Source organism: Treponema sp. UBA3813 (assembly GCA_002368605.1).
In the GTDB taxonomy this organism is placed as follows: Bacteria; Spirochaetota; Spirochaetia; order Treponematales; family Treponemataceae; genus Treponema_D.
This window is the reverse complement of the sequence record DFEB01000033.1, coordinates 25,383-48,502: the sequence shown is the minus strand read 5'-3', so window position 1 is coordinate 48,502 and position 23,120 is coordinate 25,383. Positions and strand designations below refer to the sequence as shown.

20 protein-coding genes are annotated in these 23,120 nt (G+C 42.9%); 9 read left to right on the top strand and 11 right to left on the bottom strand.

Annotated features, from left to right (window positions below; all coding sequences use genetic code 11):
• Window positions 1–30 precede the first annotated feature (30 nt).
• The 4 genes from B2089_RS05810 to ftsH are packed head-to-tail and all read right to left on the bottom strand — an operon-like array spanning window position 31 to window position 5,437.
• A complete protein-coding gene (locus B2089_RS05810; RefSeq protein WP_296325374.1) occupies window positions 31–1,584 on the bottom strand; it encodes a MiaB/RimO family radical SAM methylthiotransferase in 1,554 nt (517 codons plus the stop codon).
• A 17-nt stretch (window positions 1,585–1,601) separates the two neighbouring features.
• Window positions 1,602–2,690, bottom strand: coding sequence for a helix-turn-helix domain-containing protein (locus tag B2089_RS05805; RefSeq protein WP_296325370.1), 1,089 nt, complete (start codon window positions 2,688–2,690; stop codon window positions 1,602–1,604).
• 6 nt (window positions 2,691–2,696) lie between these two features.
• Window positions 2,697–3,371 carry a LolA family protein gene (locus tag B2089_RS05800; RefSeq protein ID WP_296325366.1) on the bottom strand — a complete coding sequence of 225 codons (675 nt, stop codon included), beginning with the start codon at window positions 3,369–3,371 and terminating at the stop codon, window positions 2,697–2,699.
• Window positions 3,368–5,437 (bottom strand): ATP-dependent zinc metalloprotease FtsH, encoded by a 2,070-nt coding sequence (ftsH, locus tag B2089_RS05795; protein WP_296325363.1) that lies wholly within the window; start codon window positions 5,435–5,437, stop codon window positions 3,368–3,370. Before ftsH ends, B2089_RS05800 begins: the two co-directional genes overlap by 4 nt.
• 118 nt (window positions 5,438–5,555) lie before the next feature.
• On the opposite strand from ftsH, the gene fliS reads away from it, so the two are divergent.
• Together fliS and B2089_RS05785 are read left to right on the top strand one after the other, a co-directional pair.
• Complete coding sequence (fliS, locus tag B2089_RS05790; protein ID WP_296325360.1) at window positions 5,556–5,996, top strand: flagellar export chaperone FliS; 441 nt, start codon at window positions 5,556–5,558, stop codon at window positions 5,994–5,996.
• A gap of 15 nt (window positions 5,997–6,011) precedes the next feature.
• Window positions 6,012–6,497, top strand: coding sequence for a flagellar biosynthesis protein FlgN (locus B2089_RS05785; protein ID WP_296325357.1), 486 nt, complete (start codon window positions 6,012–6,014; stop codon window positions 6,495–6,497).
• 1 nt (window position 6,498) lies between these two features.
• On the opposite strand, the gene B2089_RS05780 is transcribed toward B2089_RS05785, so the two are convergent.
• The 3 genes from B2089_RS05780 to B2089_RS05770 are packed head-to-tail and all read right to left on the bottom strand — an operon-like array spanning window position 6,499 to window position 11,531.
• A complete protein-coding gene (locus B2089_RS05780; RefSeq protein WP_296325356.1) occupies window positions 6,499–7,281 on the bottom strand; it encodes a TIGR02757 family protein in 783 nt (260 codons plus the stop codon).
• Between the two features lie 13 nt (window positions 7,282–7,294).
• Window positions 7,295–10,435, bottom strand: a complete 3,141-nt coding sequence (locus B2089_RS05775; RefSeq protein WP_296325354.1) for a FlgD immunoglobulin-like domain containing protein — start codon at window positions 10,433–10,435, stop codon at window positions 7,295–7,297.
• A gap of 1 nt (window position 10,436) precedes the next feature.
• On the bottom strand, window positions 10,437–11,531 hold the full coding sequence (locus B2089_RS05770; protein ID WP_296325349.1) for a hypothetical protein: 1,095 nt from the start codon (window positions 11,529–11,531) through the stop codon (window positions 10,437–10,439).
• A 92-nt stretch (window positions 11,532–11,623) separates the two neighbouring features.
• Here B2089_RS05770 and B2089_RS05765 point away from each other — a divergent pair, with 92 nt between their 5' ends.
• Window positions 11,624–13,159, top strand: a complete 1,536-nt coding sequence (locus tag B2089_RS05765) for a DUF5312 family protein (RefSeq protein ID WP_296325346.1) — start codon at window positions 11,624–11,626, stop codon at window positions 13,157–13,159.
• On the opposite strand, the gene B2089_RS05760 is transcribed toward B2089_RS05765, so the two are convergent.
• Window positions 13,156–13,638: a hypothetical protein gene (locus B2089_RS05760; RefSeq protein WP_296325341.1), complete on the bottom strand. Its 483-nt coding sequence runs from the start codon at window positions 13,636–13,638 to the stop codon at window positions 13,156–13,158. The two genes, B2089_RS05765 and B2089_RS05760, sit on opposite strands and share 4 nt — an antisense overlap.
• A 9-nt stretch (window positions 13,639–13,647) precedes the next feature.
• Complete coding sequence (locus tag B2089_RS05755; protein ID WP_296325337.1) at window positions 13,648–16,461, bottom strand: hypothetical protein; 2,814 nt, start codon at window positions 16,459–16,461, stop codon at window positions 13,648–13,650.
• Between the two features lie 66 nt (window positions 16,462–16,527).
• On the opposite strand from B2089_RS05755, the gene hflX reads away from it, so the two are divergent.
• The 5 genes from hflX to B2089_RS05730 are packed head-to-tail and all read left to right on the top strand — an operon-like array spanning window position 16,528 to window position 19,746.
• Window positions 16,528–17,886 (top strand): GTPase HflX, encoded by a 1,359-nt coding sequence (gene hflX / locus B2089_RS05750; protein WP_296325334.1) that lies wholly within the window; start codon window positions 16,528–16,530, stop codon window positions 17,884–17,886.
• 28 nt (window positions 17,887–17,914) lie between these two features.
• Window positions 17,915–18,388 carry a flagellar basal body-associated FliL family protein gene (locus B2089_RS05745; protein WP_296325331.1) on the top strand — a complete coding sequence of 158 codons (474 nt, stop codon included), beginning with the start codon at window positions 17,915–17,917 and terminating at the stop codon, window positions 18,386–18,388.
• 51 nt (window positions 18,389–18,439) lie between these two features.
• The gene (locus tag B2089_RS05740) at window positions 18,440–18,799 is read left to right on the top strand and encodes a hypothetical protein (RefSeq protein WP_296325328.1); all 360 of its coding nucleotides are present in this window, start codon (window positions 18,440–18,442) and stop codon (window positions 18,797–18,799) included.
• Window positions 18,774–19,334 carry an RNA polymerase sigma factor gene (locus tag B2089_RS05735; RefSeq protein WP_296325325.1) on the top strand — a complete coding sequence of 187 codons (561 nt, stop codon included), beginning with the start codon at window positions 18,774–18,776 and terminating at the stop codon, window positions 19,332–19,334. Before B2089_RS05740 ends, B2089_RS05735 begins: the two co-directional genes overlap by 26 nt.
• The gene (locus tag B2089_RS05730) at window positions 19,327–19,746 is read left to right on the top strand and encodes a hypothetical protein (protein WP_296325322.1); all 420 of its coding nucleotides are present in this window, start codon (window positions 19,327–19,329) and stop codon (window positions 19,744–19,746) included. The genes B2089_RS05735 and B2089_RS05730 overlap by 8 nt, the downstream gene beginning before the upstream one ends.
• Before the next feature lie 70 nt (window positions 19,747–19,816).
• On the opposite strand, the gene B2089_RS05725 is transcribed toward B2089_RS05730, so the two are convergent.
• Window positions 19,817–20,815: a M23 family metallopeptidase gene (locus B2089_RS05725; RefSeq protein WP_296325320.1), complete on the bottom strand. Its 999-nt coding sequence runs from the start codon at window positions 20,813–20,815 to the stop codon at window positions 19,817–19,819.
• On the bottom strand, window positions 20,815–21,408 hold the full coding sequence (locus B2089_RS05720) for an RlmE family RNA methyltransferase (RefSeq protein ID WP_296325317.1): 594 nt from the start codon (window positions 21,406–21,408) through the stop codon (window positions 20,815–20,817). Before B2089_RS05720 ends, B2089_RS05725 begins: the two co-directional genes overlap by 1 nt.
• A 140-nt stretch (window positions 21,409–21,548) precedes the next feature.
• Between B2089_RS05720 and rny the strand changes: the two genes are divergently transcribed.
• The gene (rny, locus tag B2089_RS05715) at window positions 21,549–23,081 is read left to right on the top strand and encodes a ribonuclease Y (RefSeq protein WP_296686323.1); all 1,533 of its coding nucleotides are present in this window, start codon (window positions 21,549–21,551) and stop codon (window positions 23,079–23,081) included.
• Window positions 23,082–23,120 lie beyond the last annotated feature (39 nt).

Sequence of the window (23,120 nt, the reverse complement as noted above, 5' to 3'; positions counted from 1 at the left end):
ATTTTCCTCCATAAATATTTTATATAATTTCTAAAGATTCTGAGCAAATTTCAGTTGGTCAGAATCCTTGATTTTTTCGTTTAAGGGCGAGTCGCTTACGAAATCACCGTTCAAATCCACATCGCCGCTGGAAGTGATTTTTACGCGGACAAGGCGGCCTGTTTTGACAGCATTTTTTTCGCTTTCAGAACTTCTGTCGTATCGAACAACCACGCTTCCGTCAACTTCTGGTGCCTGAAACCAAGCCCTGCCAATTGCCAGTCCCTCGTCAGGATTTTCGCTGCTTTCAGAAAGAACTTCCTCAACGAGAATGTCGTATTCTGCTCCAGTGCGGGTTTTTAATCGCTCCCTGGTGATTTCTGCCTGAATTTCCACAAGCTCGGCGGCTCGTTTTTCGGAGGTCTTTTTGGGAACCTGCTTTTTGAAATCGTAGGCAGGAGTGTCGTCTTCTTTTGAATAAGAGAAGCAGCCGCTCCAGTCAGTGGCAATTTCCCGCAAAAAGGACTTAGTGTTCTCAAAGGCAGCGTCACTTTCTCCGGGGAAGCCCGCCATAAAGGTGGTGCGGATTGCGGCATCTGGGAAAACCGAGCGGATTTTTGCGATAAGAGCCTTGTATTTTTCCCTGCTTCCCACGCGGTTCATTTTTTTGATGATTTGGTCATCTCCGTTCTGGAAAGGAATGTCAAAATAATGAAGGAAACGGGAATCAGCCTGCATTACCGGCAGAATATCTTCATTAAAGTGATCGGGATGAATGTACAAAAGCCGAACCACAAAAGTTCCCTGAATTTGAGAAATCATCTCAAGAAGCCGGGCCAATCCTGATTTAGAATTAGACGCGGATTCACACAGATTCACGCAGATATTTTTCTCGTCATTTAATCTGCGTCCATCCGCGTCCATCTGCGTCAAAACTTCACTTCCGGGAGTTCCGTTTGGCAGGAATGTTCTTCCGTCGCCAAAACAGTTGTCCGCGGCTCCAGTTCCGTAGGCCGCCAAGTCCTGCCCAATCAAATTGATTTCGTATACGCCTTTTGAGACCAGTTCTTTGATTTCAGAAATGATTTCATCTGCTTTTCGGCTGCGCAAATCCCCACGGATAATGGGAATGGCACAAAATGAGCAGCGGTTATTGCATCCCTCAGTGATTTTGACAAAGGCCATGCCCGGAAAAGAAAGAAGAATGTCACGGTCGCCGCAGCATACGCCTTCCTGTTTGGGAACGAGAAGAGGCCGCTGGTCATTCATAAGCGGATCAAGGATTTTGTAGATTTCGTCAAGTTTTCCGTTACCAAAAAATCCGTCGGCTTCGGTCAAATCGTCTTTTAATTCGCTGGCATAACGCTGGGCAAGGCAGCCCGCCAGCAAGATTTTTGCCTTTGGGTACATTTGCCGTGCGCTCATAACGGCATTAATGCTCTCAGTTTTGGCAGATTCAATGAATCCGCAGGAATTTACGATGATTAGATTGGCTTCTGTCGGCTCAAAAGTCTGCTCCCAACCTTTTTTTTTAAGCAGGGAGATGATAAGCTCGCCGTCAACCTGATTTTTTGCGCATCCGTGCTGGTCGATAAAAAATTTCATGTTCTTTTTAAATCCAATTAGTCGATATCAACGATAACGACTTTGTAACGGCCGTCCGTATCTTTAATCCACTTGATATCCTGAGCGATAACTTCACCCGCACGAGGAACTGCCAAATCATAGGTCTTGCTATTAGCGACGACCTGCAATTTTACAGCGTTTCCGTTAGAAATCCACATTCTAATACCATTGCTTGCCGTCATACTCAAAATATCGCCGCTGGCAAAATAATCTTCAACAGTTTCCTTACGATCTGGGCGGTAACGGAAAAGACATCCTCCACGGAATGAAGCATTTATCGTGAATGGATAAGCCCTTGTATCAGAGAAAATCTCTGTTCGGGACTGTTCTTTCGGCAAATCCTCTGCGTTTGGAATCTGATTTTCATCAGGAGAAGCAATAGCAACACTTGAAGCATTTTTAAGCATGATTTTGACTTCTGCTCCGCGATCTACATTTTTCTGAGATACATCAGAAACATAGACTATAAGCTCAGGAATTGAATTTCCATCTACATCAAGCTCAAGTTCCTCAGAAAGCTCCACATATTGAATACCAGTGGGAGTTTCCAGTCCAAAGATTCCCTCGGTCTCAGCTACAGTAAGGAAAATATTGCCTTTTTCACTTCCCATAACGAGCTGGTCACTTTTGTAAAGACGACCAGAGAAAGGCTTTTCTGTCAATTCATATTTTTTGAACTCTGTACCACGAGCAAGAGCCGCTTCTTCTGCCCTCTCAGCTAATTTATTCTTCAAAATAAAAGAAAAAGTTATTATCAAGCCGACAAGCAAAATAATACAAAGAGTTGCGATTAAAGGAATTAAAAACCGAGGGCGCTCACGAGCAGTCAGGGCTAATGGCGGTGGAGCTTCTTGAATTTTTTTTGCATGGTATAAAGTAATGACACGATTCACATCAACTTCAAGATACTCTGCATAATTTTTCAAGAATCCGACAAGATACGGCTCACCAGGAAAAGCAGAGACATCTTCTTTTTCAAGAGCCTCAAGATATTCCTGTGTAATAGAAGTCTCTCGTGCGATAATTTCCAAATCGACCGCTTTTTCTTCACGGGCTTTTCTTAAAATTTCACCATAGCTTTCCATTTTTACTTACTCCGAGAACAGGAAATTGTTGTAATTATTTGCCGATGTTGGGGCATCATAGATAAAACGCTGATCAGAAATTCCTGTATTCAGCTGATAATTTTTAAAATCAAAGGTAAATTCTTCTCCCTGTGGCGTAGTCGCTATGATACGGCGAATAAGCATTGATGAGGAAGCTACTGATAATCGTATCGTCGTAAAGGCTTCGCTGGTATTTCTGCGGCGGAGAATAAGATTCACTACCATTTCCTCACTGTCGTCATCAAGCAAAACAGGTTCCGGGCCAGTTTCGTATGCAGGAGAATAATAGCGGGAAAGAAGCGTCAGCCCCTGTGCTGTGGCAAGGTTTGCGCCATTGCCTCCAGAAGAATTGTCAACGGATTGATTCAAAATGACCTGCTGGTCAGGAAGATATATTGTAAGCAAATTCCCGTTGAAACAAACGACCTGATCTTTTGGGTCAGAAAAATCAATTCGGAGCAAATTAGGATTTTTGTAGGAGACATGACCTTTCATTGCAGAACGACCAGCTTTTATATCAACATCAGCTTCATAATCTTTTATCGTGGAATAATTTTCAGAAACTGACTTGAAAAAAGCCGATGCAGTGAGTATTCCCTGAGAAAACATAGCAATTGTCAACGTTGCTAAAAGCACGCATACTGAAATTATTTTTTTCATTCGTTTGTTCCTTCTGATTCTGTTTGAGACAGGGTGCCTGCCACTTCCTCGCAATGCTCATGTGCCTTGATGATTTCGTTGAATTCTTTTGAATCCATGGTTTCGATTTCGATAAGGCGATTTGAGATATATTCGAGCAAATCTTTTTTTGAGCGGAGCAAGTCCAAAACATGATTGTAACGCTCATCCATGATTCGGGCTATTTCTTCGTCGATGAAATTCTGAGTCTCTTCGCTGAATTCACGGACAAGATTTGGCTCGCCACCACGATTTCCAAGAACACCTTTTCCCAAAGTCATATTCTTGAATTTGTCGCTCATACCGTAGTCTGTAATCATGCGCTTGATAATGTCAGTAGCCTGAGCGATGTCATTTGAAGCCCCGGTAGAAATATCGCCCAGCATGATTTCTTCTGCCGCACGACCGCCAAGGGAAGAATCGACATCGTTAATCATATCGCTACGAGTCATAAAATGCTTTTCTTCTTTTTCTTCACGGAACTGGGTGAAGCCACCGACGCCATGAGAGCGGGGAACGACCGTAATTTTGTTGACAGGCGTGTGTCCCGGAGTGAATGCCGCCACGAGAGCGTGCCCTGTTTCATGAACTGCCACGAGACGCATTTCTTTTTCGTTGTCTTTGCGGCTCTTCTTTTTAAGACCAATGCTCACCTTATCGATAGCCTCATTAAAATCAGTCATTGAAACTTTGTCGTGACCGTTTCGTACGGCGAGGAGAGCTGCCTCATTGACAACATTGGCCAAATCTGCGCCGGCAAAACCAACGGTTCCGTGGGCAAGAGATTCAAAATCTACGGTGTCATCAAGTTTGACATTCTTTGCATGAATTTTAAGAATTGCCTCACGGCCTTTTACATCAGGACGCTCAACAGGAACCTGACGGTCAAAGCGACCGGGGCGAAGGAGAGCCGGATCAAGGACATCAGCCCGGTTTGTCGCCGCAAGGATAATGAGACCCTTTTCGTTGTCAAAGCCGTCCATCTCAACCAAAAGCTGGTTTAATGTCTGTTCCCGCTCATCGTTGCTTGAAAATCCGTTCATTCGGCTCTTACCGATTGCGTCAATCTCATCAATAAAAATGATACAGGGAGCCTTTTCGCGGGCCTGCTTGAACAAATCACGAACGCGGCTTGCGCCAACACCCACGAACATCTCCACAAAATCAGAACCAGAAATTCGGAAGAAAGGAACACCGGCCTCGCCAGCTACTGCACGAGCAAGAAGTGTTTTACCTGTTCCCGGCGGGCCGACAAGAAGAACGCCTTTAGGAATCTTACCGCCTATGTCAGTGTATTTTTTTGGAGACTTGAGAAAATCCACGACCTCTACAAGCTCGTCTTTAGCCTCGTCAACGCCTGCCACATCATCAAAGCGGGTCTTTACCTTGCCTTCGTCAACAGCCTTGCTTTTGCTTCCACCACCAAAAATTGAACCGACTCCGCCAATTCCACCAGTCATCTTTCGGAACATGAAGAAATAAACGCCCAAAATGATTACCATTAAAATAATATTAGGAAGCAACTGCATGAAAATACTAGGTTCCTGCCGAACAAATTTATAAGGAATGTTTTTTTCTTCAAGAAGTTTTAGGAGTTCTTCAGACAAAAACAGATATCCAATTGTGCGATATTGCTTATGATTGGAGAAAGTGTCATCGGAGACAGCAAGTCTGCGACTCATTCTGCGCATTGCGTCAGCTGAATTCAATTCTGAACTGGGAAGAGTTTCTTTGCTGTAGCCGATAAAATAATCATTTCTGAATTCAACCCTTACGATTTTATCGTCTTTTACAAGCTGTATAAACTCTGAGAAATCAATCGGTTCTTCCGCTGGACGACGCATAAGAAACATGTGCACGAAAGCAAGTGTAAAGACAATCGCGAACATGAGCGTGAAAAACGGAAATTTAAAAGGCTTTTTTCCGTTTGAATCATCATCGTCAGAGCCACCGTCAAGTTTAAAAAAATTATATGGATCTTTATCGAAATTATTTTTTTCGTCTTTCTTTTTGTTTTCTTTGTCTTCTGCCATTATCTTTCTCAACATAAATAAATTCTATCCCATAAATATAGAGAAAATTTTGCATTTAGTGAAGAGAAAAATCTAAAGTCATGATTTTAAGTTCCGAAAATAATAAAGAATATCTGTTTTCGGGAGGGAAAACATGGCATTTGGAAATCCTTACGCAGCCTATCAGACTACGGCGGTCAAAACAGCAAGTCAGGGAAAACTCGTCGTCATGCTCTATCAGGGGGCAGAACGGGAATTAAGCTCCGCACTCACTTGTTTTGCCACAGACAACAAAATTCCAGCCTCATCTGTAGAAAATTTCGGAAAACACATCATGAAGGCTCAGGAAATCATCAATGAATTGCAGGTCTCTTTGGACATGGACAAGGGCGGTCAAATTGCCCAGCATCTCATGTCGCTTTATGTGTACTTTAACAAAGAGCTCATGGATGTCAGCATTAAGCAGGACAAAGAAAAACTCAGCCTGATTCTTAATATGATTAAAGATCTGGGCTCAGCATGGGAAGCCGCTGCTGCAAACACGGCGGCGGATTCTGTTCCGCAAGCACAGCGAACCCTCAATATTACAGGCTAAGGCAAGGAGAGAAAAATGGCAGAACTTTCAAAAGAAGAATTGGACGAACGAGTCGCTATCCTTAAACGATTCAGAAAACTGCTTGAACAACAGAGAAATAAATTTCAGGAATATCTTCTTGTTCTCGAAAGTCAGGAAGGAAAAATTGAAATTGAGGACGGTGATTCAATCGTAGCTCATGCAGAACTTGAAAATCAGATTGTGAAAAATCTCGCAAGCCTGCAGAAAGTAATCATTCCGATGCAAAGTATGTACAAGGCAATTGTTCCAGGTGTTCCGGTGGCGGACAATGCGACCGTTGAACAGCTCCAGCTTGATTTGGCTAACTTGCAGAAGCAGGTTCTTGCTCAGAATGAAAGAAATAAAAATCTTCTTCAGAGCCAGATGGGAAAAATCAAAAATCAGCTTGGAAACATGAATCTTATGAATCCTTACCGGGGGCGCTCTTCTGTCTATTCAGAAAAAGCCGCGGCAGGAAGCACCATTGAATTCAATGTTTAGTTTATAATGCAGACTGTTGAATGGAAGAATCCACTCCCATTCCAAAAAGAGCAAAATCTGCCTTAACGGGGTCGCCGGGAAATATTTCGGCGACTTTTTTTGTAAGTTCAAGGGCTGTGCGGAGATTCGCGCTTTTTGAAGAAATCAAGCCCAGCTCATTTGACTGCTGCATGACATGAGTGTCCAGGGGCATGAGAAGGTCTTTCTTTGAAAACCAAGTCCACAAGCCCAAATCCACCGGAGAAGAATCCCTCACAAGCCAGCGCAAGAGCATGTTCACTTTTTTGGCGGCAGAATCCTTTGAATGGGGCAAAAGGGCGCAATCACAGGGGAAAGCAGAGGCAATCACCTGATGAAGATAGATTCTGCCCTCTTTTTCATGCCCAGCCCCCTGCTCTTCCACTGCTTTTTGCCACTTTTTCTTAAAAAATGCTCCCAGACTTTCGTTCTCTTCAAGGATAGCGCGCAAAGTGTCAAAAAAAATGCGCATGTCGGTGTTAGTGTACATTCGATAGAAAGAAATATTGTTTTCCGGGAAAAGATTTTTGTATTTTTGAGAGAGAATCCAGTCGACTGGAGAAGAGCCAGCCGCCGCCAAAATTGATTCTACATGAGAGAGGATTTGCTCGCGGCGACCAAAGGCAAGGTTTGCCGCGATAAAAGCAACAGTCTCAGCCGTGCGTTCGTCTTTGTAACGGTGCATGAACTGAGACGGATCTTTTTGAAGAAAATCCGCTGACTCATACTTTTGAGCCAGCGAAATCAGTTTCTCGGATAATTCCAAAGTTATTTCAGAACTACTTATTGAGGATAAATTCAACTCGTCGGTTCTTCCATGCGTTGTCTTTGTCCCCTCTGGCAGCAACTGGCTGTCGTCCACCGCGACCAAGCGCAGAAAGTCTGTCGCCTGCAACGCCGTAACTCTTGAGTTTTTCTTTGACGAATTCAGCACGGTCTTTTGAGAGAGGCTCAAGAGCAAGACCATACTTGTTCGTTGTTTCCTCTTCTTCAAGTCCTGTGACAGAATTTGCGTGTCCTTCAACAGTGACAGTGTAGTTTTTGAACTTGTTGAGAATCTGTGCGATTCGCTTGAGAATTCGCTCGTTGTTTGCAGCTTGAGCCTGAGTAATTCCAGGCTTTGTGACCTTTCCATTTGCGTCAAGGACTTGGATACCAAAATCAGATGCATCCTGACGGAAAATAATAGAAGGAACTGCCATTTTGAGCACATCACCGACACGGATAACAAGGATATCGACTTCGATTTTGCCCTCAACAGTGCTTGTCATGCCGAGAGTGTCAGTAACGGTAAAGGTATAGGGGTAGTCCGTAGCAGACTGAACAAGCTCACCGTTATTGCCTCGACCGTCCCAAACGATACGCTCTGTAATAGAAGATTTTCCACTCGTTGACCAGAAAGGTTTTCCATTGGGATCTTTGATGACAAATGACCAGTTTTTAAGAGGCACAATATCACTGCCTTTAAGCTGGATATACAAATCATCATTCTCTCCATCGTTATCTGGCGAGAAATACTGAGGAGCTGTTTTAACAGTGAGTTGCGGAGGAGTAACAGAACAGATGAAGAGTGAAGAATTGACATCAACTTCGTTACCCTTAGCGTAAACCATCTTGAGATTTGCAATGAATGCGCCTTCTGCAACATTTCCTTCTGAATCAAGACCGTTCCAAGTGATTTCAGCAGGCATGTCTTTCTGATCTTTATCGCTCCATGATTTAACGGTTTTTCCTTCTGGAGTTACGACTGAAACAGCCCATGACTCAACGCCCTCTTTTAGAGAAGGACGGAGCGAAAGTTTCTGAGTTTCAAGGAATCCATCGGCATTCGGACTAAATGCATCAAGTTCCGCCGTGATATAAGCCTTGGTCTCGCGATTATCGACACGGATGCTTGCAATTTCTGCACTTCCTTTATTGCCGGCCGCATCTTCCGAAACAAAGACCATTCGATACACTCCATCAGCAACTTTATTTCCAGAATTATCAGTACCATTCCATTCGATTTGTGAAGGAACCTTACCCTGCCATGTATAAGAGCGGACAAGCTGATTCTTACTGTCGTAGATAGAAGCATTCCATTTATCTTCTGCAGAAGACTCTGCATTAATAGGCAAGGTATCTTTTTTGCCGTCTCCGTCAGGAGAGAATAATGTATAGGGACTTGCAAGAGAAATCGAAGGCGCGATCGTATCAAGAACGAAAGACTGGCTTGAGGTTTTTGCCTCACTTCCGTTTGTTGATTTAGTCGAAAGGCTTGCGACATATTTTCCATCATCACAACGGGCTCCACTTGAAGCAAGTCCATTCCATGAAATCGAAGACGGCAGAGAAGAGCCGCTTTGAGTCCAGACAGTCTCACCCTTTGCATTTTTGATTTCGACATTATACGAACTGATCGCGCTGCCAGCTTTTACGACTGGCGAAAGTTTGACAGAAGCCTTTGACTTGTCTGCTGAAGCAGGATTAAAGGCTGACGGCGCAACTGCCAGCAGAAGCTCAGTCTTGCTTGTATCAAGGGCAATTTCATTGATTGATGTTTCAGAAGAGTTTCCAGCCAAATCCGTCGCAGAGAGAATGTATTTATATTTTCCGTCTGAAACAAGGGAACCAGAATCATCAAGACCATCCCAAACCACTTTTTCTGGCGGGAATGAGCCAAAATCGAATTCACGAACAGTTTTTCCGTTTGAGTCAACTATGCGTCCAAGCCAGTCCTCAACAGGCGAAAGGGAATCAGAAGCCACATCCTGAGTAATAATCATAGTATCAAGATTTCCATCACCATCAGGAGAGAAAGTCGTGCTTGACTGCTTGATTTTTGCCAACGGAGCTGTTTTATCCAAAGTAAACTCCGGTGATTTTACGAGATCAGGAACGAAGCCGTTTGAATATTTTGCAGAAACGACAGCCTGATACAAGCCTTCAGGAGCGTCTGAGCCAGAATCAGTCTTTCCGTTAAATTCTACTTTGCTCGGAGGATTCTCTGTGCCACTGTAAGTTTTTACAGTGTTTCCTTTCGCATCGACAACTTTGACAGACCATTCAACCAGTTTGTTTACAGATTTTGCGTCTGGAACAGGAATTTTCACGAAGAATGAAATCGTATCGTTTACGCCGTTTCCGTTAGGAGAAAAATACTTGCTTCCGATGATTGAAATGTTCGTTGCAGGCTTGTCAGCAGAATAAATGATATTCGTGATTGTTGCTGGAGCAGAGTCGTTGCCCGCTCGATCCGTTGCCGCAACTTTGTATGTATAAACGCCGTCAGGAAGAGGAGCCCCGTTATCATCAGAGCCATTCCACTCAAAATTCAATGGCTCACTTGAAGTCCACTTGTAAGTGCGGACAGCCTTTCCAGTTGCGTCAGAGAAAACACCAATCCATGAATCCTCCTCAGAACCCTTCTGCCTTACTGAAAGAACTGGCTTAGAGCCTTCGCCGAAGATTTTTTCGTTTGAAGACGGCTGAGCCAAATCAACCTCTGGAGGTGTATTGTCAACAATGACGACGAATTTTTCTGTTGAAGCAGAATTACCATTGTCATCTGTGGCCGTCGCGTAGTAGTAGTAAGTCCCATCAGGAGCAACTTCTCCAGAATCCATAATACCGTTCCATACGACACTCGAAGGTATAGAAACACCTGATTTTGGAGTAAAAAGTGCCTTCCAGAATGTTTTGAAAGTAATTTTTGACTCTCGTCTCTCTTTATTGCCGATTGTTCGGATTACATTTCCTTTTGAGTCTTCTATAACAAAGGACCAGTCCTTTACATAGCGATTTTCTTTGATTTTAAAAGGAACCTCAAGAAAATCTTTTTTACCATCATTGTTCGGAGAAATGTACACAGGGCTTTTTTCTGAATAGGCAAGACCTGCAACAAGGAGTGCGGTCGTAAATGCAAGCAATGTTTTTTTCATTTTATTCTTCTCCCCACAAGATAACTTCAGGCGCTTTCGTATCCTCAAGTCCGAGATTCATTACAGCACCAGCACTCAGAGCGTGAATATTCTTATACATAAGTTTATATGCGGTCGAAACAGTCATATCGCTCTCAGCCCATCCCTTTCGCGCAAGGTAAGAGCCTTCTTTTGACTTAAAGCGGAATTTGAAACTGGCACCAATTGACGGCATTATGTTCTTTGCACCGTTTGTGAATTCCATAACATCAAATTCCCATGAAGATGAGATTTTGAGGAAATCTTTGATTTGAATTTGAAGACCTGTATCGACTACGACATTCTGAAAGGACGGATAGGCAAAATCAATGGAAGCTCCAAGCTCAAAATCACTGGTTTTGACAAAACTTGCCGCAACGCCAGTGCGAACAGTACACAATCCAGGCCAACTCTCTGATTCTTTGACCGGCTTTCCGTCATTGTAGTCCTTTACGGATTTAATTCCGAATACTTTTGTTTTTGAATACATTTTACCGATGTTGCTCATCGCCGCTCCGAAGCGGAGGTTACGCATAAAGAACAAATCACCGAAATTGTAAAAGGCACCGACTGCACCACTCGCCGTCCAGTCAGAACCAACAGAATCACTGTCACCGTATACAAAACCAAAATTGCCACTGATACCTACTGAAACCTGATCCGTTACATCTTTTGAAAAAGCAAGCGAAGCATTTACGCTGTTGCCAACCGGCATATCCACATACTCTGACCAAATTCCCTGAAAAAGCGTTGACATGACACACCATCGAGACGGAATAAGCAAACCACCTTCAACGGCAAATCCCAGTTTACGGTTGTCATCACTGTTTGTGCTAAGGAGCAGAGTTCCAGCCGCATCAAGAGTAATTCTTTGCTCCCATGCAGTAAGAGCCGGGTTATTTATGATGGAGTCTGGCGTAACACCAAAAATTCCACCACCTGCAGAAGAATTTGCGCTGGTAATAAGTTCCGGGCTGGTCAACCTAAGCACGTTTTGACCTCCTGCCGGCGGGTCATATGCAAAAACATTCGCACACAAAACAGAAAGCGCGAATAATGCAGCAAACAATTTTTTCATGAAATCCTCCCATGGATATTTAGGATAGCAAAAAAACATATATTTGTCATGAAGTATTTGACTTTATAATAAGAATTCATCATATTTAAACTATGGCAAAAGAATCAATTTTTCAGAAACTACTAGGCTCACTTGTTGGCGGAAGAGACGCCGATGCCGCAAAAAAAAAGCAATTAAAAAATATCGCTAAAAATCTTTCAAAAACTCATTTTAAATTCTATAAGGCAAGTTCGGATCAAGCTCTTCCCATAATGGGAAAATTCTTCTTCGACCTCTACAAGGCACTTTCAAGTTGTCAGACTTTGTTTAACAGTCAGCAAAACCCGAACTACTACAAAAGCACAGTCATCAACACAGGGCTTTCAGAAAATCAAAAACAGCTTGCAGAGTCCCTTTCAGAAGAAGCAATCCAAGAAAGCGCAAAATCCGGTGACTTTGCTCAAATCAAGTCAAAGGTAAAGGCCGATATTACTGCATTCTCAGGAGAATTCGACCAGTCAAAGATTCAGCTTATCGACAATCTCTATCAAAAACTTTTGGCATTCAAGGCTTTCTGTACATTCGACTATTTCTTTATCCTCAAAAAATTCGACTCGACAATCCGTGAGAATGAATTTTCAAAAGCACCAAAACTTAATGCAATTGACGCTTCTTACATTAGTGACGACCTTAAAGACTTTCTTTCAGTTCTCTACTCGCTTCCTTTAGGAGAAGATTGGACTGATTTAATGCAACTTCTCAAAAACATGCGGGGTGGAACTGAACCAATCAAGGCTGGTCAGTGGTCAAAAATCGTCTCAAGACTCACCCAGCTCAAGGCATCACATGTTTTCGAAATGATTATCCAGCTCACAACAAAAGATCCTCTCTACGAAGTAAAATACGAAGAAAAACATGAGCAAATCGTCGAGGATTACATCGACAAAATAAAAACTGAGGCTCAAACAACAATCAACAAGCTCGAAAATGCCCTCAAAAACTCAAAGACTGATACTCTGCTCAAGCAGATTTTCGGGACAACAAGCATTTCTTCTCTTCAAAACTACACCGACGAACAAAGCTCTTATTTCACAAAGAAAAATCTAGGCGGATTCGAGTATACAAGGCCTCTCAATTACCTGAAGGCTTTCCTTCTTGAATATGTAAAACGCGACATCCGAGCCTACGCCGACCTCGTTCTCATCCGCGGAAAATGGACGACAACACCTCTATCAGCCGAAATGAGCGATGCTTACAATGCGCTCCTCGAATATTCAGAAAAAATCACTATTTTCGATAAAAACCTCTCCGAAGAAGAAGGCGAATACGGAATCAAACTCAAGACATTACTTCCTCGTGCAGACCGCGACAAAGAAGCCGCAAGCATCATAAAAACAACGCTTCGCGACAATAACACGCTGGCCAAAGAATACATCATCAGCGCGACAAAACAATTGATTGTATTCGGCAAGAACACAAAAATGCTCCTTGAGGACTATCAGAAAACGCGTCCAGAAATGCTCACGAACTGGAAAGAACTTGACCGCTTTGCAGAAACTCCAATAAAAGATTTGAGCGTTGAAGTCTATAAAAAGATTTATTTAATCGTTCAGCTTATGCAGGCTCTCGTTGGCGGCGGACAGGGCTAAGCAATAACATAAAAAAGCAGGACGCCAAGCACCGAACCGGCAGTGATAAATGGTACAAAAGGTATCGCAAAAATCGGTCGGTGCACAAGTTGCTTTTTTTTCATTTTCTGAAGAATAGCCAGCAATAAATAATAGAGTACGCCTAGCAATGCGGCAAAAACCGTACAAATTATGTTCAGATAAAATCCAGTGTATAGGGCTGAGTACATTCCAAAAAAAACATCCCCGAAACCAAGACCTTCTCCACTCAAAACTCTAGTGCAAAAATAAATCAAAAAAGAAGAAGTCAAAGCAAAGAAAAGATTTTTTGCGCCTGACAAAAGCGGCATAGAAAGAAAAACAAAACGACAAACAAGAAGAAAAAGCGAGGCAAAAAGCAGAAGCGGTATCGAAATCCTGAATTTTTTGGAATCCATTAAAGAAAGCGGAATCGCAAAAAGAAGATATAAAGCCGTCAAAACAAGAAGCGTTTTGTCCATTTAGAGACCTTAGTGCATTATTGAATCAACGAGTTTTTTAAATTCCATATTAAGGGGAATAGCCGTAATCTCAGGAGAAAGTTCTGTTACACGAAAAGTTCCGTCACTTTCCTGAACGATTGAATCGGGAACATCTGATGAAAGTTCTGAGACTTCTGTCGGTACAGAGCCAATTTTAGTAAACATAAAAGGCATTGTTTCCTCCGGTTCTTCCAGAGACTCAAGTTCCTCTGCTTCTGGGAGTTCTTCTTCGATTTCGGGAGATTCCTTAATTTCGGGAAGTTCTTCTTCAACATCGGAAATAATTTCTGTTTCAGGAAGAATCTCTTCGCTATTATTATCGGCAGTTTCCTCCTTTTGAAGAACAGGATTTTCAAAGAAATGCTCATTTTCCTTTATATCTTCAGTCTGCTTGACTTCATACATTTTATCGTCAGCGTCAATTTCATCCAGTTCGGAAAAATCCATCTGAACAACCGTAAAATTCTCCGCAATAAAATCATTCGTATTGTCATCAACGATTTCTGATGATGGTACGCCGAATTCGATTTTTTCAAGCAAGGCTTCATCTTTGTAAATGTCATCATCAGAAGAAATATTATTATCAAGCAAATGGGGGATATAATAGTCTGCACCAACGGATTTAAGCTCAGAGGCCTCCGCCTGGCTTGAATCAAAAGGCTCCAATTCCTCAAGCCCCTTATCAAGCTCATCGATTGATTTTGCGACATCCTTGAGTTTTTGAATATCATGCAACTCTGATGCTGAAAGTCTACGGCTCAAACCGTCTTCATCAAGTTCAACCTCATCATTATCATCCCAGCGAGGCGCTCTTTCTGGCAATGAAGCGAGAGTTCGGGCTAAATCATCGGCACGGTATTCACTTTCATCAACCTCGTCTAAGATTTCAAGGTCTTCTGCATCGTCTACAGTTTCGGCTTCTTCGATTTCTTCCGCTTCTTGGATTTCTTCTGCCTCTTCAACATCTTCAAGTTCTTCAGCTTCTTCTACAACCTGATCAGCCTCTTCAATTTCTTCTATCTCTTCAGCATCTTCTGCTTCGGGAACCTCTTCGACTTCATCGATTTCTTCTACGCTTTCAACTTCTTCAACAGATTCTGTATTTTCTGCTACTGGAACATCTTCTATTTCTTCAATTTCATCGGCAGATTCTTCAGATTCAGCACTTTCTGCTTCCGGAACCTCTTCAACCTCATTGATTTCTTCTACGCTTTCAACTTCTTCAACAGATTCTGGATTTTCTGCCACTGGAACATCTTCTATTTCTTCAATTTCATCGACGGTTTCTGCCTCATCAAGGCTTTCGGCTTCCTCTATTTCTTCTGCCTCTTGGATTTCTTCTTCGGCTTCATGTGCGTTTATTTCTTGATTTTCGGTTACAGACGAAGGAACTTCGACCGTAGCAGAATTCGTAACGACTGATGCCGCATTTATCTGGATTTTCCCATTTTCGAGAATATCCTCAAGAGAAGAACGGACAATTGCTTTTAACTCATCTTTATTGATTACAGGGGTTTGAACAGATGAAAAATAACCCACGCTAGGAGTCACTGCCCCCCCAAACGAGGCAATCATTTCCTGCCAATATCCTTCAAAAATTGATTTGAATTCAGAGGCATGTTTTTCGCCTTTCCGACCGAGATTTTTTAGAATACGCCGTTCAAGAACAGGCTTTTGTTCAGCAAGATACTGGGGATTGTCAGTGCCAAGCTTTTTATATCCGATAAAAAATTCGTTTTCATAACGATGAACCTTATCTTTGATAACAACGATTGCATCATGGCGGAAACTCAAGACTAGAAAAACAGCCAGATAAAATGTGACAAATGCCGTAGCAAGAAGAAGAAGTCTTATGTATGTCGGGAATTTCAAATCCCCCTCATCATATAACAAGGCTATGAATCCAAAATCCTGCCGCTCCTGCTGGTAGGAGAAAGCGCATAGAGTTTTGGGATTTTCGACGGTGCCCCCTTCCTTAGCAAGAGGCGCAAGTTTCCAAAATGATTCCTCAGGAGTTTGCTGCCATTTTTGAAGAATTTGTTCACGGAAAGAAGAAAGACCGAAGTTTGGAAGACCAAAAACAAATCCGCCAAAGCCATCGAATTCACCATTGTTTTTTCGCTCGCTTGTGAGAAGAGCGGCAAAACCATTTATATCGATTAAATTTCTGTTAAACAAAAACTGACTGAAATTCGCCGCGTCACAATAAAATAGAGCAGAGCCCTTGAATTCCGAGCGAGAGTTATAGAATGGAATTGAGAAAATCAAGCGGTTCGAGTCGCCGTCTTTAATAATGCGGCATTTTTTAACCGCTTCAGAATTTTCAGCAACAAGAGATAAAGCCCGGACTGAGGTGTAGCTAATTTCGTTTTCACCACCGTAATTCCGATATGTAATTCCAGAACGGCCTGAGATAATATCCGAAGTAAAAGTGCTGAAATAAACATTGCGGCCATTATCATCAACGATACGAAGCCCTGTGAGAGCCGGAGTTGAAGTTACAAGCTCAGAACGCAAGAGCTCGCGTTTTTTGACTGAATTATCGGACGGACGCAATTCGATATAAGTCTTTACATCTGCATTCATCGTAAATGCGTCAAAGCGCTTCATGAGAGTTTCGAAATATTCAGTTTGTGCCGCCCCGATTTCCTCAAGTTTTTTCTGCTTGATTTCTTGCACCATCGGCTGATAAAAATTCACTTCAAGAAGGTCAAAAAGCCCTGAAAAAGCGACAAGCGTAAAAGCGCAAAAAGCAAGCACAGAAATCAAAAGACTGAAAGCAACTTTCTGTCCAGAAGTCATATACTTTTCTTTATATTTTCGGCGATTTTCAAAACAAAAGCAAGATTATATGCTATATTTTCTTCTATGGATTTAATAAATCTTGAAGAAGAAGAGACAAGAAAAATCAAAGCAGTCCTCGTTGGCGCGCCTGAAGCGGATATTTCAGAACTCAAAGGTCTGGTCGATACTCTCGGTTATGAGGTCGCCAGAAGCGTAATTCTCCTGCGCATGGAACAAAACCCGGTCTATGGATTCGGAAAAGGCAAGGCCGAAGAAATTGCGGCTCTCTCAAAAGAACTTGAAGCTGACATCATAATCTTTGACTTTGAAATATCTCCCAGAAAGCAGCGGAACTGGGAAAAACTCGCAAAGATTCCCGTCATTGACCGGCAGGAAGTTATTCTCCGCATTTTTGCCCAGCGCGCTCAAACAAAAGAAGCGGTTCTTCAAGTTCAGCTGGCCCAGTTGGAATACGCCCGTCCGCGTCTCGCTCATTCTTACGGCGACATGGCCCGTCAGCGGGGCGGCAATTTCGGTTCAAAAGGCAGCGGCGAGACTCAACTTGAGCTTGACATCCGCAAAATCCGTGAAAAAATCCAGCAACTCAAAAAAGAACTTGAGCAAGTCGTCCGTGACCGGCAAACTCAGCGAAAGCGACGGGAAAGGGTTCCGCTCCCAACATGCGCTTTGGCAGGCTACACGAACGCGGGAAAATCTTCTCTGCTAAACGCACTCACTGGCGCTGATGTTTTTGTTGAGGATAAGCTTTTCGCTACCCTAGATCCAACAACGAGAAAATTACAGCTCAAATCTTCCATAAAAACCAGCGGGGATGAAAAAGGCTTTGCGGCGAACATTCTTCTCACGGACACGGTAGGCTTCATCTCAAATCTGCCCCACTCTCTCGTAAACGCATTCAAATCAACTCTGGAAGAAGCACAGAGGGCAAACCTGATTCTTCTCGTACTTGACGCAAGTGATGAAAAGGCGGAAGAACAATACAATACGGTCGTAAAAGTCCTTGAGGAAATAGGCGCTGAAAACACGCCGAGAATCATAGTTTTGAACAAAATCGACAAACTCACCGGAAACCCGGCTCAACTCGCAAAACTGTCTTCAACTTTCCCCGATTCCGTAAAGATAAGCGCAAAAACTCACGAAGGATTTCAGCAACTTTCACAACGAATCTGCGATGAACTGCTCGGAAAAGAGATTGACTGTGTCATCCCCATGGAAAAACAAGCTTTATTGAACGAAGCGCGCAAAACTGGCATTATTACAGAAGAAAACTGGCTGGACGATGGCATTCACATAAAAATCAAAGGCGGTGAGCTCAAAAAAAATCCCCGTCTTTCAGCTCTGCTCTCCCCTTTCAGCGAAAACATAACTGAAGAAAAGGAAGGACAAGGCGGATTCAAGAAAAAATTCGGATCTGACTGGTAAGTAAAAAGCAAAATTTGGAGATGTTAAGATGAACAGACTGAACATAAACAAAATCCTGTCTCTGGCAATCGGCGGCATAGTCATTTTTATCATCGCTGTGTCTGCGATTGCTCTCTGTACGAAAAATGCCCACCCAGGTGAAGGGCTTCGACACGAAGATCCCTTGCCAGAATCTGTGGGAAAATCAAAAAGCGCCTTCAATGAAATTGGTCAAATCAGAGTGTTTACAAGGGAAGATGACAAAAGCAAAAAAAGCGTAATTATCCTTGTTCCATGGCTTGAATACGATGGAAATGATCAGGCTTTTTACGAAGAACTTGACCGAAAACACCTGAGTATAAAAAATCTCCTCACGACATACTTTGCAACACGGACAAAAGAAGAGCTTCTTAACCTTGGAGAAAGCAAAATCAAATCCGAACTAAAAGAGCAAGTGAATGAAACACTTGTTCTCGGAAAAATCACTAGCGTCTACTTCAATGATTATCTCTTTTTGGATTAGCGCAACTTTTTAAAAAAAGTAGTGTCTAAAAGGATAAGGAGTTTTATTCTTATGGAACAAATTATTTCGCCAGCAGCTCAGGTAATCATCTCGCTCATTCCTATAGTTGGAATTTGTATCGGAGGAGTCGTTATTTTCTTTGCGCTTCTTTGGCTTCATCACGAAACAAAACAGCGCATAAAATCCGGCGAAAAGACACAGTCAAATTTCAATTACAAGGCGGCAACCCTTTTATGCGGCCTACTTCTCACAGGAATCGGCTTTATGCTGACAGTGTTTTTTGCATTGTTCGACGGTATTTCTCCGGCCTTGCTCGGAGGATTAATTCCCCTCACAATCGGAATCTGTTTACTTTTGTTCTACAGATTGTACGACTGGAAGTCAAATGACTCTCGAAGCTCTGATAATTAAAAAACGCGACAACGCTCTTATCAAAGCAACGGTATCAGGAGACTCTCAGGCTTTTTCTAAGCTTATTTCATTTTACAAAAAAAGGGTTCGTGCCCTCGGTATGAGTTTTTTCAAAAACGAGGCGGACACGGATGATTTTATGCAGGAAGTGTTCATAAAGGCGTACACAAACCTTTCCAAATTCAGGGGCGAGTCTTCTTTCTCAACCTGGCTTACTTCCATTGCTTACAACACGGCGGTCAACGCAAAAAATCGCCGTAAGGAATATCTTCCGATTTCGGATGAGGAGAATATCGAAGACCAGAATCTTACACCAGAAAAGAATCAAATCCGAAAAATGACAGTTCTTGCCGTTCGCGAGGCAGTCAAAGATTTGCCAGAAAAATTTGCGCTCTGCGTAGAATTGTATTTCTTCTATGACAATTCCCATGCAGAAATCAGCGAAATCACAGGTTTGCCCGTAAACACGATAAAATCACACATATTCAGGGCAAAAAAAATATTACGAGAAAAATTAAGAGGCTATTATGAATAACGAAACTTGTGAAAAAAACATGGATACTTTTTTTTCGCTCGATAAATATGAAAGAATTCCATTGAGACTCACACTGCATTTACTTTCTTGCAAAAAATGCAGGACTCAGGTGCATTATCTTTCCCTTGCCGAAAAATATGCCAGTGAACCAATCAAACAGACTCCCATTAAGGACGCATTAGAAAACATGCCGGTACGCCCTGTAACGATGACGAAATGGATTATTTGGGGAATCATCATGATTCTTCTTTTAGTAGTATTTTGCCTCATCCTTAACCGCATCGACAGAACAAGTTTTGCCATTTTCTTCAACATCATTTTTGGAACGCTTGTCACCGCCTATTGCGTACTTTTTGTCGGAACAAACATGGATTTTTTCATAAAAAAAATAGACAAATTTCAGACCGTTTAAAAAGAAAAGGAGCTGGCTAATAAAGTTCTGCATGACAATACTTTTTTAGGCAGCCCATGATATAACTAATTTAGTTCCAGAGATTTTCTGGATTGACTTGTTTTCCGTTTTTGAAGACAGTGAAATGCAAATGAGGGCCTGTGCTCAATCCCGTGCTTCCGACCTTTCCGATTCTTGTTTCCTGAGTGACATAATTTCCGGTATGACAGAGAATTGCACTCATGTGACCATAAAGAGTTTTGTAGCCAGAATGATGGGCAACGATTACATAATTTCCGTATGTAGAATTATAACCCGTCGCAGTAACCTTACCGGGCAAAGCAGCATAAATACTTGTTCCCATGGGGCAGGCCATATCAACACCAGAATGATAAGAACGAGCGCCTGTAAAGGGGCTTGCCCGCCAGCCGAAACTTGATGATTTATACCAGCGGGCATGTATTGGTTTTCGGAACAAATCACCGTTGATTTCCTGTCTAGTAACCCAGTCAAGCTCAGCGTCAGGCACAAACAAAGTAGTTCCAGCCGCAAGAGCAGCGTCAATCTCAACATGATTCACAACAGAACATTTTTTCGAATCGATTTTATATTTTTCTGCCACAGATTCGATTGATTCACCGTCTTTTTTTGTCGTATAGAGGATTCCTGGCATTGTAGGAATTTTAAGATAATCGCCAATCTGAAGCAGGCGTGAATTTCTAATATTGTTCACAGAAATAATCGTATCAGAGCTGATATCAAATGCTTCCGCAATTTTTCCAATCATATCTCCAGAACGAACGCGGTAAGCAAAGTAAGAAAGATTATATGATTCTTCAAAAGTAACATTTTCTGAAACTCCGCTGCTATTTTCGGCCATTTCGTCAAGAATTTCTTCGGTTACCGGGCCTTTCGTACTTTCAAAGCCGCCCTGACCTGCATTTTCAAGCGCAGAAACACGGTTTGCAAAAACGACAGTTCCAGTGAGAACGAGGGCACAAACACCGACCGTAACTGACAGGCACTGTACGGCATTTTTTACAGGCATTGTGCTTAATTTATTTTTTACGCATTCAAAAACTTTTTTCATTACTTTTTACCCACCCCAATCAAGTATGTTTCAAATGATTCAGAACGACATGCTTGAGGCTTAAATCCTTTGGCATTCTGGAAGACCTCACGCATCATCTTGAGAAGTGCCTGCTGGTCTCCGTTCTGAAAAATCTTCACGGCAAAATTACCGCCTGTTTTGAGCATCGTCTGGGCATACCAAATCGCCATTTTTACCAATCCCGAAGAACGGGCAGTATCGACGACACGGTTTCCTGTAGTGAGCGGGGCCGCGTCACATACAACGAGGTCAAAAGGACCTTCTGACTTGATTTTGTCGAAAATCTCCTTCGCCTGCAAATCGCCTTGAATAAAGACGAGATTATCGCCTTTTACGCTCTTTGAAAGAGGATTCAAGTCACAGGAAACGACCTTACCGCTGCCTTCCATTTGACGGAGAAGAAAAGTCGTCCAGCTTCCGGGAGCCGCACCCAAATCAAGCACCTTGTAATTCTTCTTAATCATGCCGAATTTTTCGTCGATTTCCTGCAATTTGTAGACTGAACGGGCGGGATAGCCCTCAGAGAACGCCTTGCGTGACCAAAAATCCGGTTTTTCATAAGAATTTGCCATACTTAACTATCGGTTAAATTAAAACAGAATTTAGTTAAATTGTGAAGTGTTTTTTAATTTGACAACAGAGAAATGATATTGTAATATAGAAGAACTTGATTTCGCAAAAAGTTTTTTTTTGCAAACTAGGAGAACAGAATATGAACAATTTAGTTTTGTTCATCGGTCTCCCGGTTGCAGGAATCGTTCTTGGATGGATTATTCGATGGTGTTATGCCAGATTTCAACTATCTGCGTCAGAACAAAAAGCTGAACGCTTAAGACAGGATGCAATAAAGGAAGCAGAAGCACAGAAAAAAGAAATTTTGCTCGAAGCAAAAGATCAAATCATTCGTGAACGAAAACAGCAGGAACGGGAAGATCGGGAACGACGCGCCGAAGTGCAGAAATACGAAGCGCGTGTGAGCAAAAAAGAAGAGCTGATTGACAAAAGAGCCGAAGAATTCGACAAAAAAGAGCTTGAATTCGCCGACAGAGTCAATGCAATGAAAAAGCGCGAAGAGCAGCTTCAGGCACAGGAAGAGCAGTATCGCACCGAGTTGGAGCGAATTTCAGGTCTCTCTGCAAAAGAAGCAAAAGATTTAATCATCAAGAATCTTGAAAACGACGCTCGCCATGACGCTCAGGCACTTCTTAACAAAATCGAACAGGATGCCCAGCTTTCAGCCGAAAAGAAGGCTCAGGAAATCCTTATTTCAACGATTCAGAGAATCGCCACCGAAACAACAGGCGACTTAACGGTCACAACAGTTTCTTTGCCAGGCGATGAGATGAAAGGCCGAATAATCGGTCGCGAAGGCCGCAATATCCGCGCCCTCGAAACCCTCACCGGTGTCGATATCATCATCGATGACACGCCAGAGGCAGTCGTTATCTCTTGTTTCGACCCTGTTCGCAAGGAAATTGCAAAACAGTCACTTGAACGCCTCGTTACTGATGGCCGAATCCATCCGGCCCGCATCGAAGAAATCGTTCAGAAAGTCACCCGTGAGATTCAGCAGAAGATTTACGAAGAGGGCGAAAAAGTTCTCTTCGACTTGGGAATCCACAACATGAGTCAGGACGGTGTCCGCGCCCTCGGTCGTCTCTACTTCCGAACCAGCTACGGTCAGAATGTCCTCACTCACTCAAAAGAAGTCGCAGAAATCGCTTCTTTGCTTGCCGCAGAAGTTGGAGCCAACAAAGAGCTTGCAAAACGAGCAGCCCTCCTACACGATATCGGTAAGGGCGCCGAAAACGACAGCGACCAGAACCACGCAGAAGTCGGAGCTGAGATGGCCCGTAAAATGGGCGAAGACCCGCGAGTCATCAACGCCATTGCCGCTCACCACAACGATGTTGAGGCAACGACACTTGAAGCGGTCATCGTTCAGATTGCAGACGCAATTTCAGCAGCCCGTCCGGGAGCACGCCGGGAAACGGTTGACAACTATGTCAAACGCTTGGAAAACCTTGAGGAAACAGCCGAAAAGTTCCAGGGGGTCGAAAAGGCTTACGCAATTCAGGCTGGCCGAGAACTTCGCATTCTGGTCAACAACGAAAAGATTGCAGACGGCGAGGTCAAAGAGCTTGCGCAAAAAATTGCAAAGCAAATCGAAACGGATATCCGTTATCCGGGCCGCATAAAGCTCACGATGATTCGGGAAACTCGAATCGTTGAATACGCCCGATAAAAACACTTAAAAAAAGCCCCGCACGGATGCGGGGTAAAA

Excerpts from the sequence above, each read along its gene's own strand:
- hflX (WP_296325334.1), top strand. The coding sequence starts at position 16,528 with ATGGATTTAATAAATCTTGAAGAAGAAGAGACAAGAAAAATCAAAGCA.
- B2089_RS05725 (WP_296325320.1), bottom strand. The coding sequence starts at position 20,815 with ATGAAAAAAGTTTTTGAATGCGTAAAAAATAAATTAAGCACAATGCCT.
- B2089_RS05810 (WP_296325374.1), bottom strand. The coding sequence starts at position 1,584 with ATGAAATTTTTTATCGACCAGCACGGATGCGCAAAAAATCAGGTTGAC.
- B2089_RS05730 (WP_296325322.1), top strand. The coding sequence starts at position 19,327 with ATGAATAACGAAACTTGTGAAAAAAACATGGATACTTTTTTTTCGCTC.
- fliS (WP_296325360.1), top strand. The coding sequence starts at position 5,556 with ATGGCATTTGGAAATCCTTACGCAGCCTATCAGACTACGGCGGTCAAA.
- B2089_RS05770 (WP_296325349.1), bottom strand. The coding sequence starts at position 11,531 with ATGAAAAAATTGTTTGCTGCATTATTCGCGCTTTCTGTTTTGTGTGCG.
- B2089_RS05740 (WP_296325328.1), top strand. The coding sequence starts at position 18,440 with ATGGAACAAATTATTTCGCCAGCAGCTCAGGTAATCATCTCGCTCATT.
- B2089_RS05755 (WP_296325337.1), bottom strand. The coding sequence starts at position 16,461 with ATGACTTCTGGACAGAAAGTTGCTTTCAGTCTTTTGATTTCTGTGCTT.
- B2089_RS05805 (WP_296325370.1), bottom strand. The coding sequence starts at position 2,690 with ATGGAAAGCTATGGTGAAATTTTAAGAAAAGCCCGTGAAGAAAAAGCG.
- B2089_RS05785 (WP_296325357.1), top strand. The coding sequence starts at position 6,012 with ATGGCAGAACTTTCAAAAGAAGAATTGGACGAACGAGTCGCTATCCTT.
- B2089_RS05800 (WP_296325366.1), bottom strand. The coding sequence starts at position 3,371 with ATGAAAAAAATAATTTCAGTATGCGTGCTTTTAGCAACGTTGACAATT.
- B2089_RS05760 (WP_296325341.1), bottom strand. The coding sequence starts at position 13,638 with ATGGACAAAACGCTTCTTGTTTTGACGGCTTTATATCTTCTTTTTGCG.
- rny (WP_296686323.1), top strand. The coding sequence starts at position 21,549 with ATGAACAATTTAGTTTTGTTCATCGGTCTCCCGGTTGCAGGAATCGTT.
- B2089_RS05775 (WP_296325354.1), bottom strand. The coding sequence starts at position 10,435 with ATGAAAAAAACATTGCTTGCATTTACGACCGCACTCCTTGTTGCAGGT.
- B2089_RS05720 (WP_296325317.1), bottom strand. The coding sequence starts at position 21,408 with ATGGCAAATTCTTATGAAAAACCGGATTTTTGGTCACGCAAGGCGTTC.
- ftsH (WP_296325363.1), bottom strand. The coding sequence starts at position 5,437 with ATGTTGAGAAAGATAATGGCAGAAGACAAAGAAAACAAAAAGAAAGAC.
- B2089_RS05735 (WP_296325325.1), top strand. The coding sequence starts at position 18,774 with ATGACTCTCGAAGCTCTGATAATTAAAAAACGCGACAACGCTCTTATC.
- B2089_RS05745 (WP_296325331.1), top strand. The coding sequence starts at position 17,915 with ATGAACAGACTGAACATAAACAAAATCCTGTCTCTGGCAATCGGCGGC.
- B2089_RS05765 (WP_296325346.1), top strand. The coding sequence starts at position 11,624 with ATGGCAAAAGAATCAATTTTTCAGAAACTACTAGGCTCACTTGTTGGC.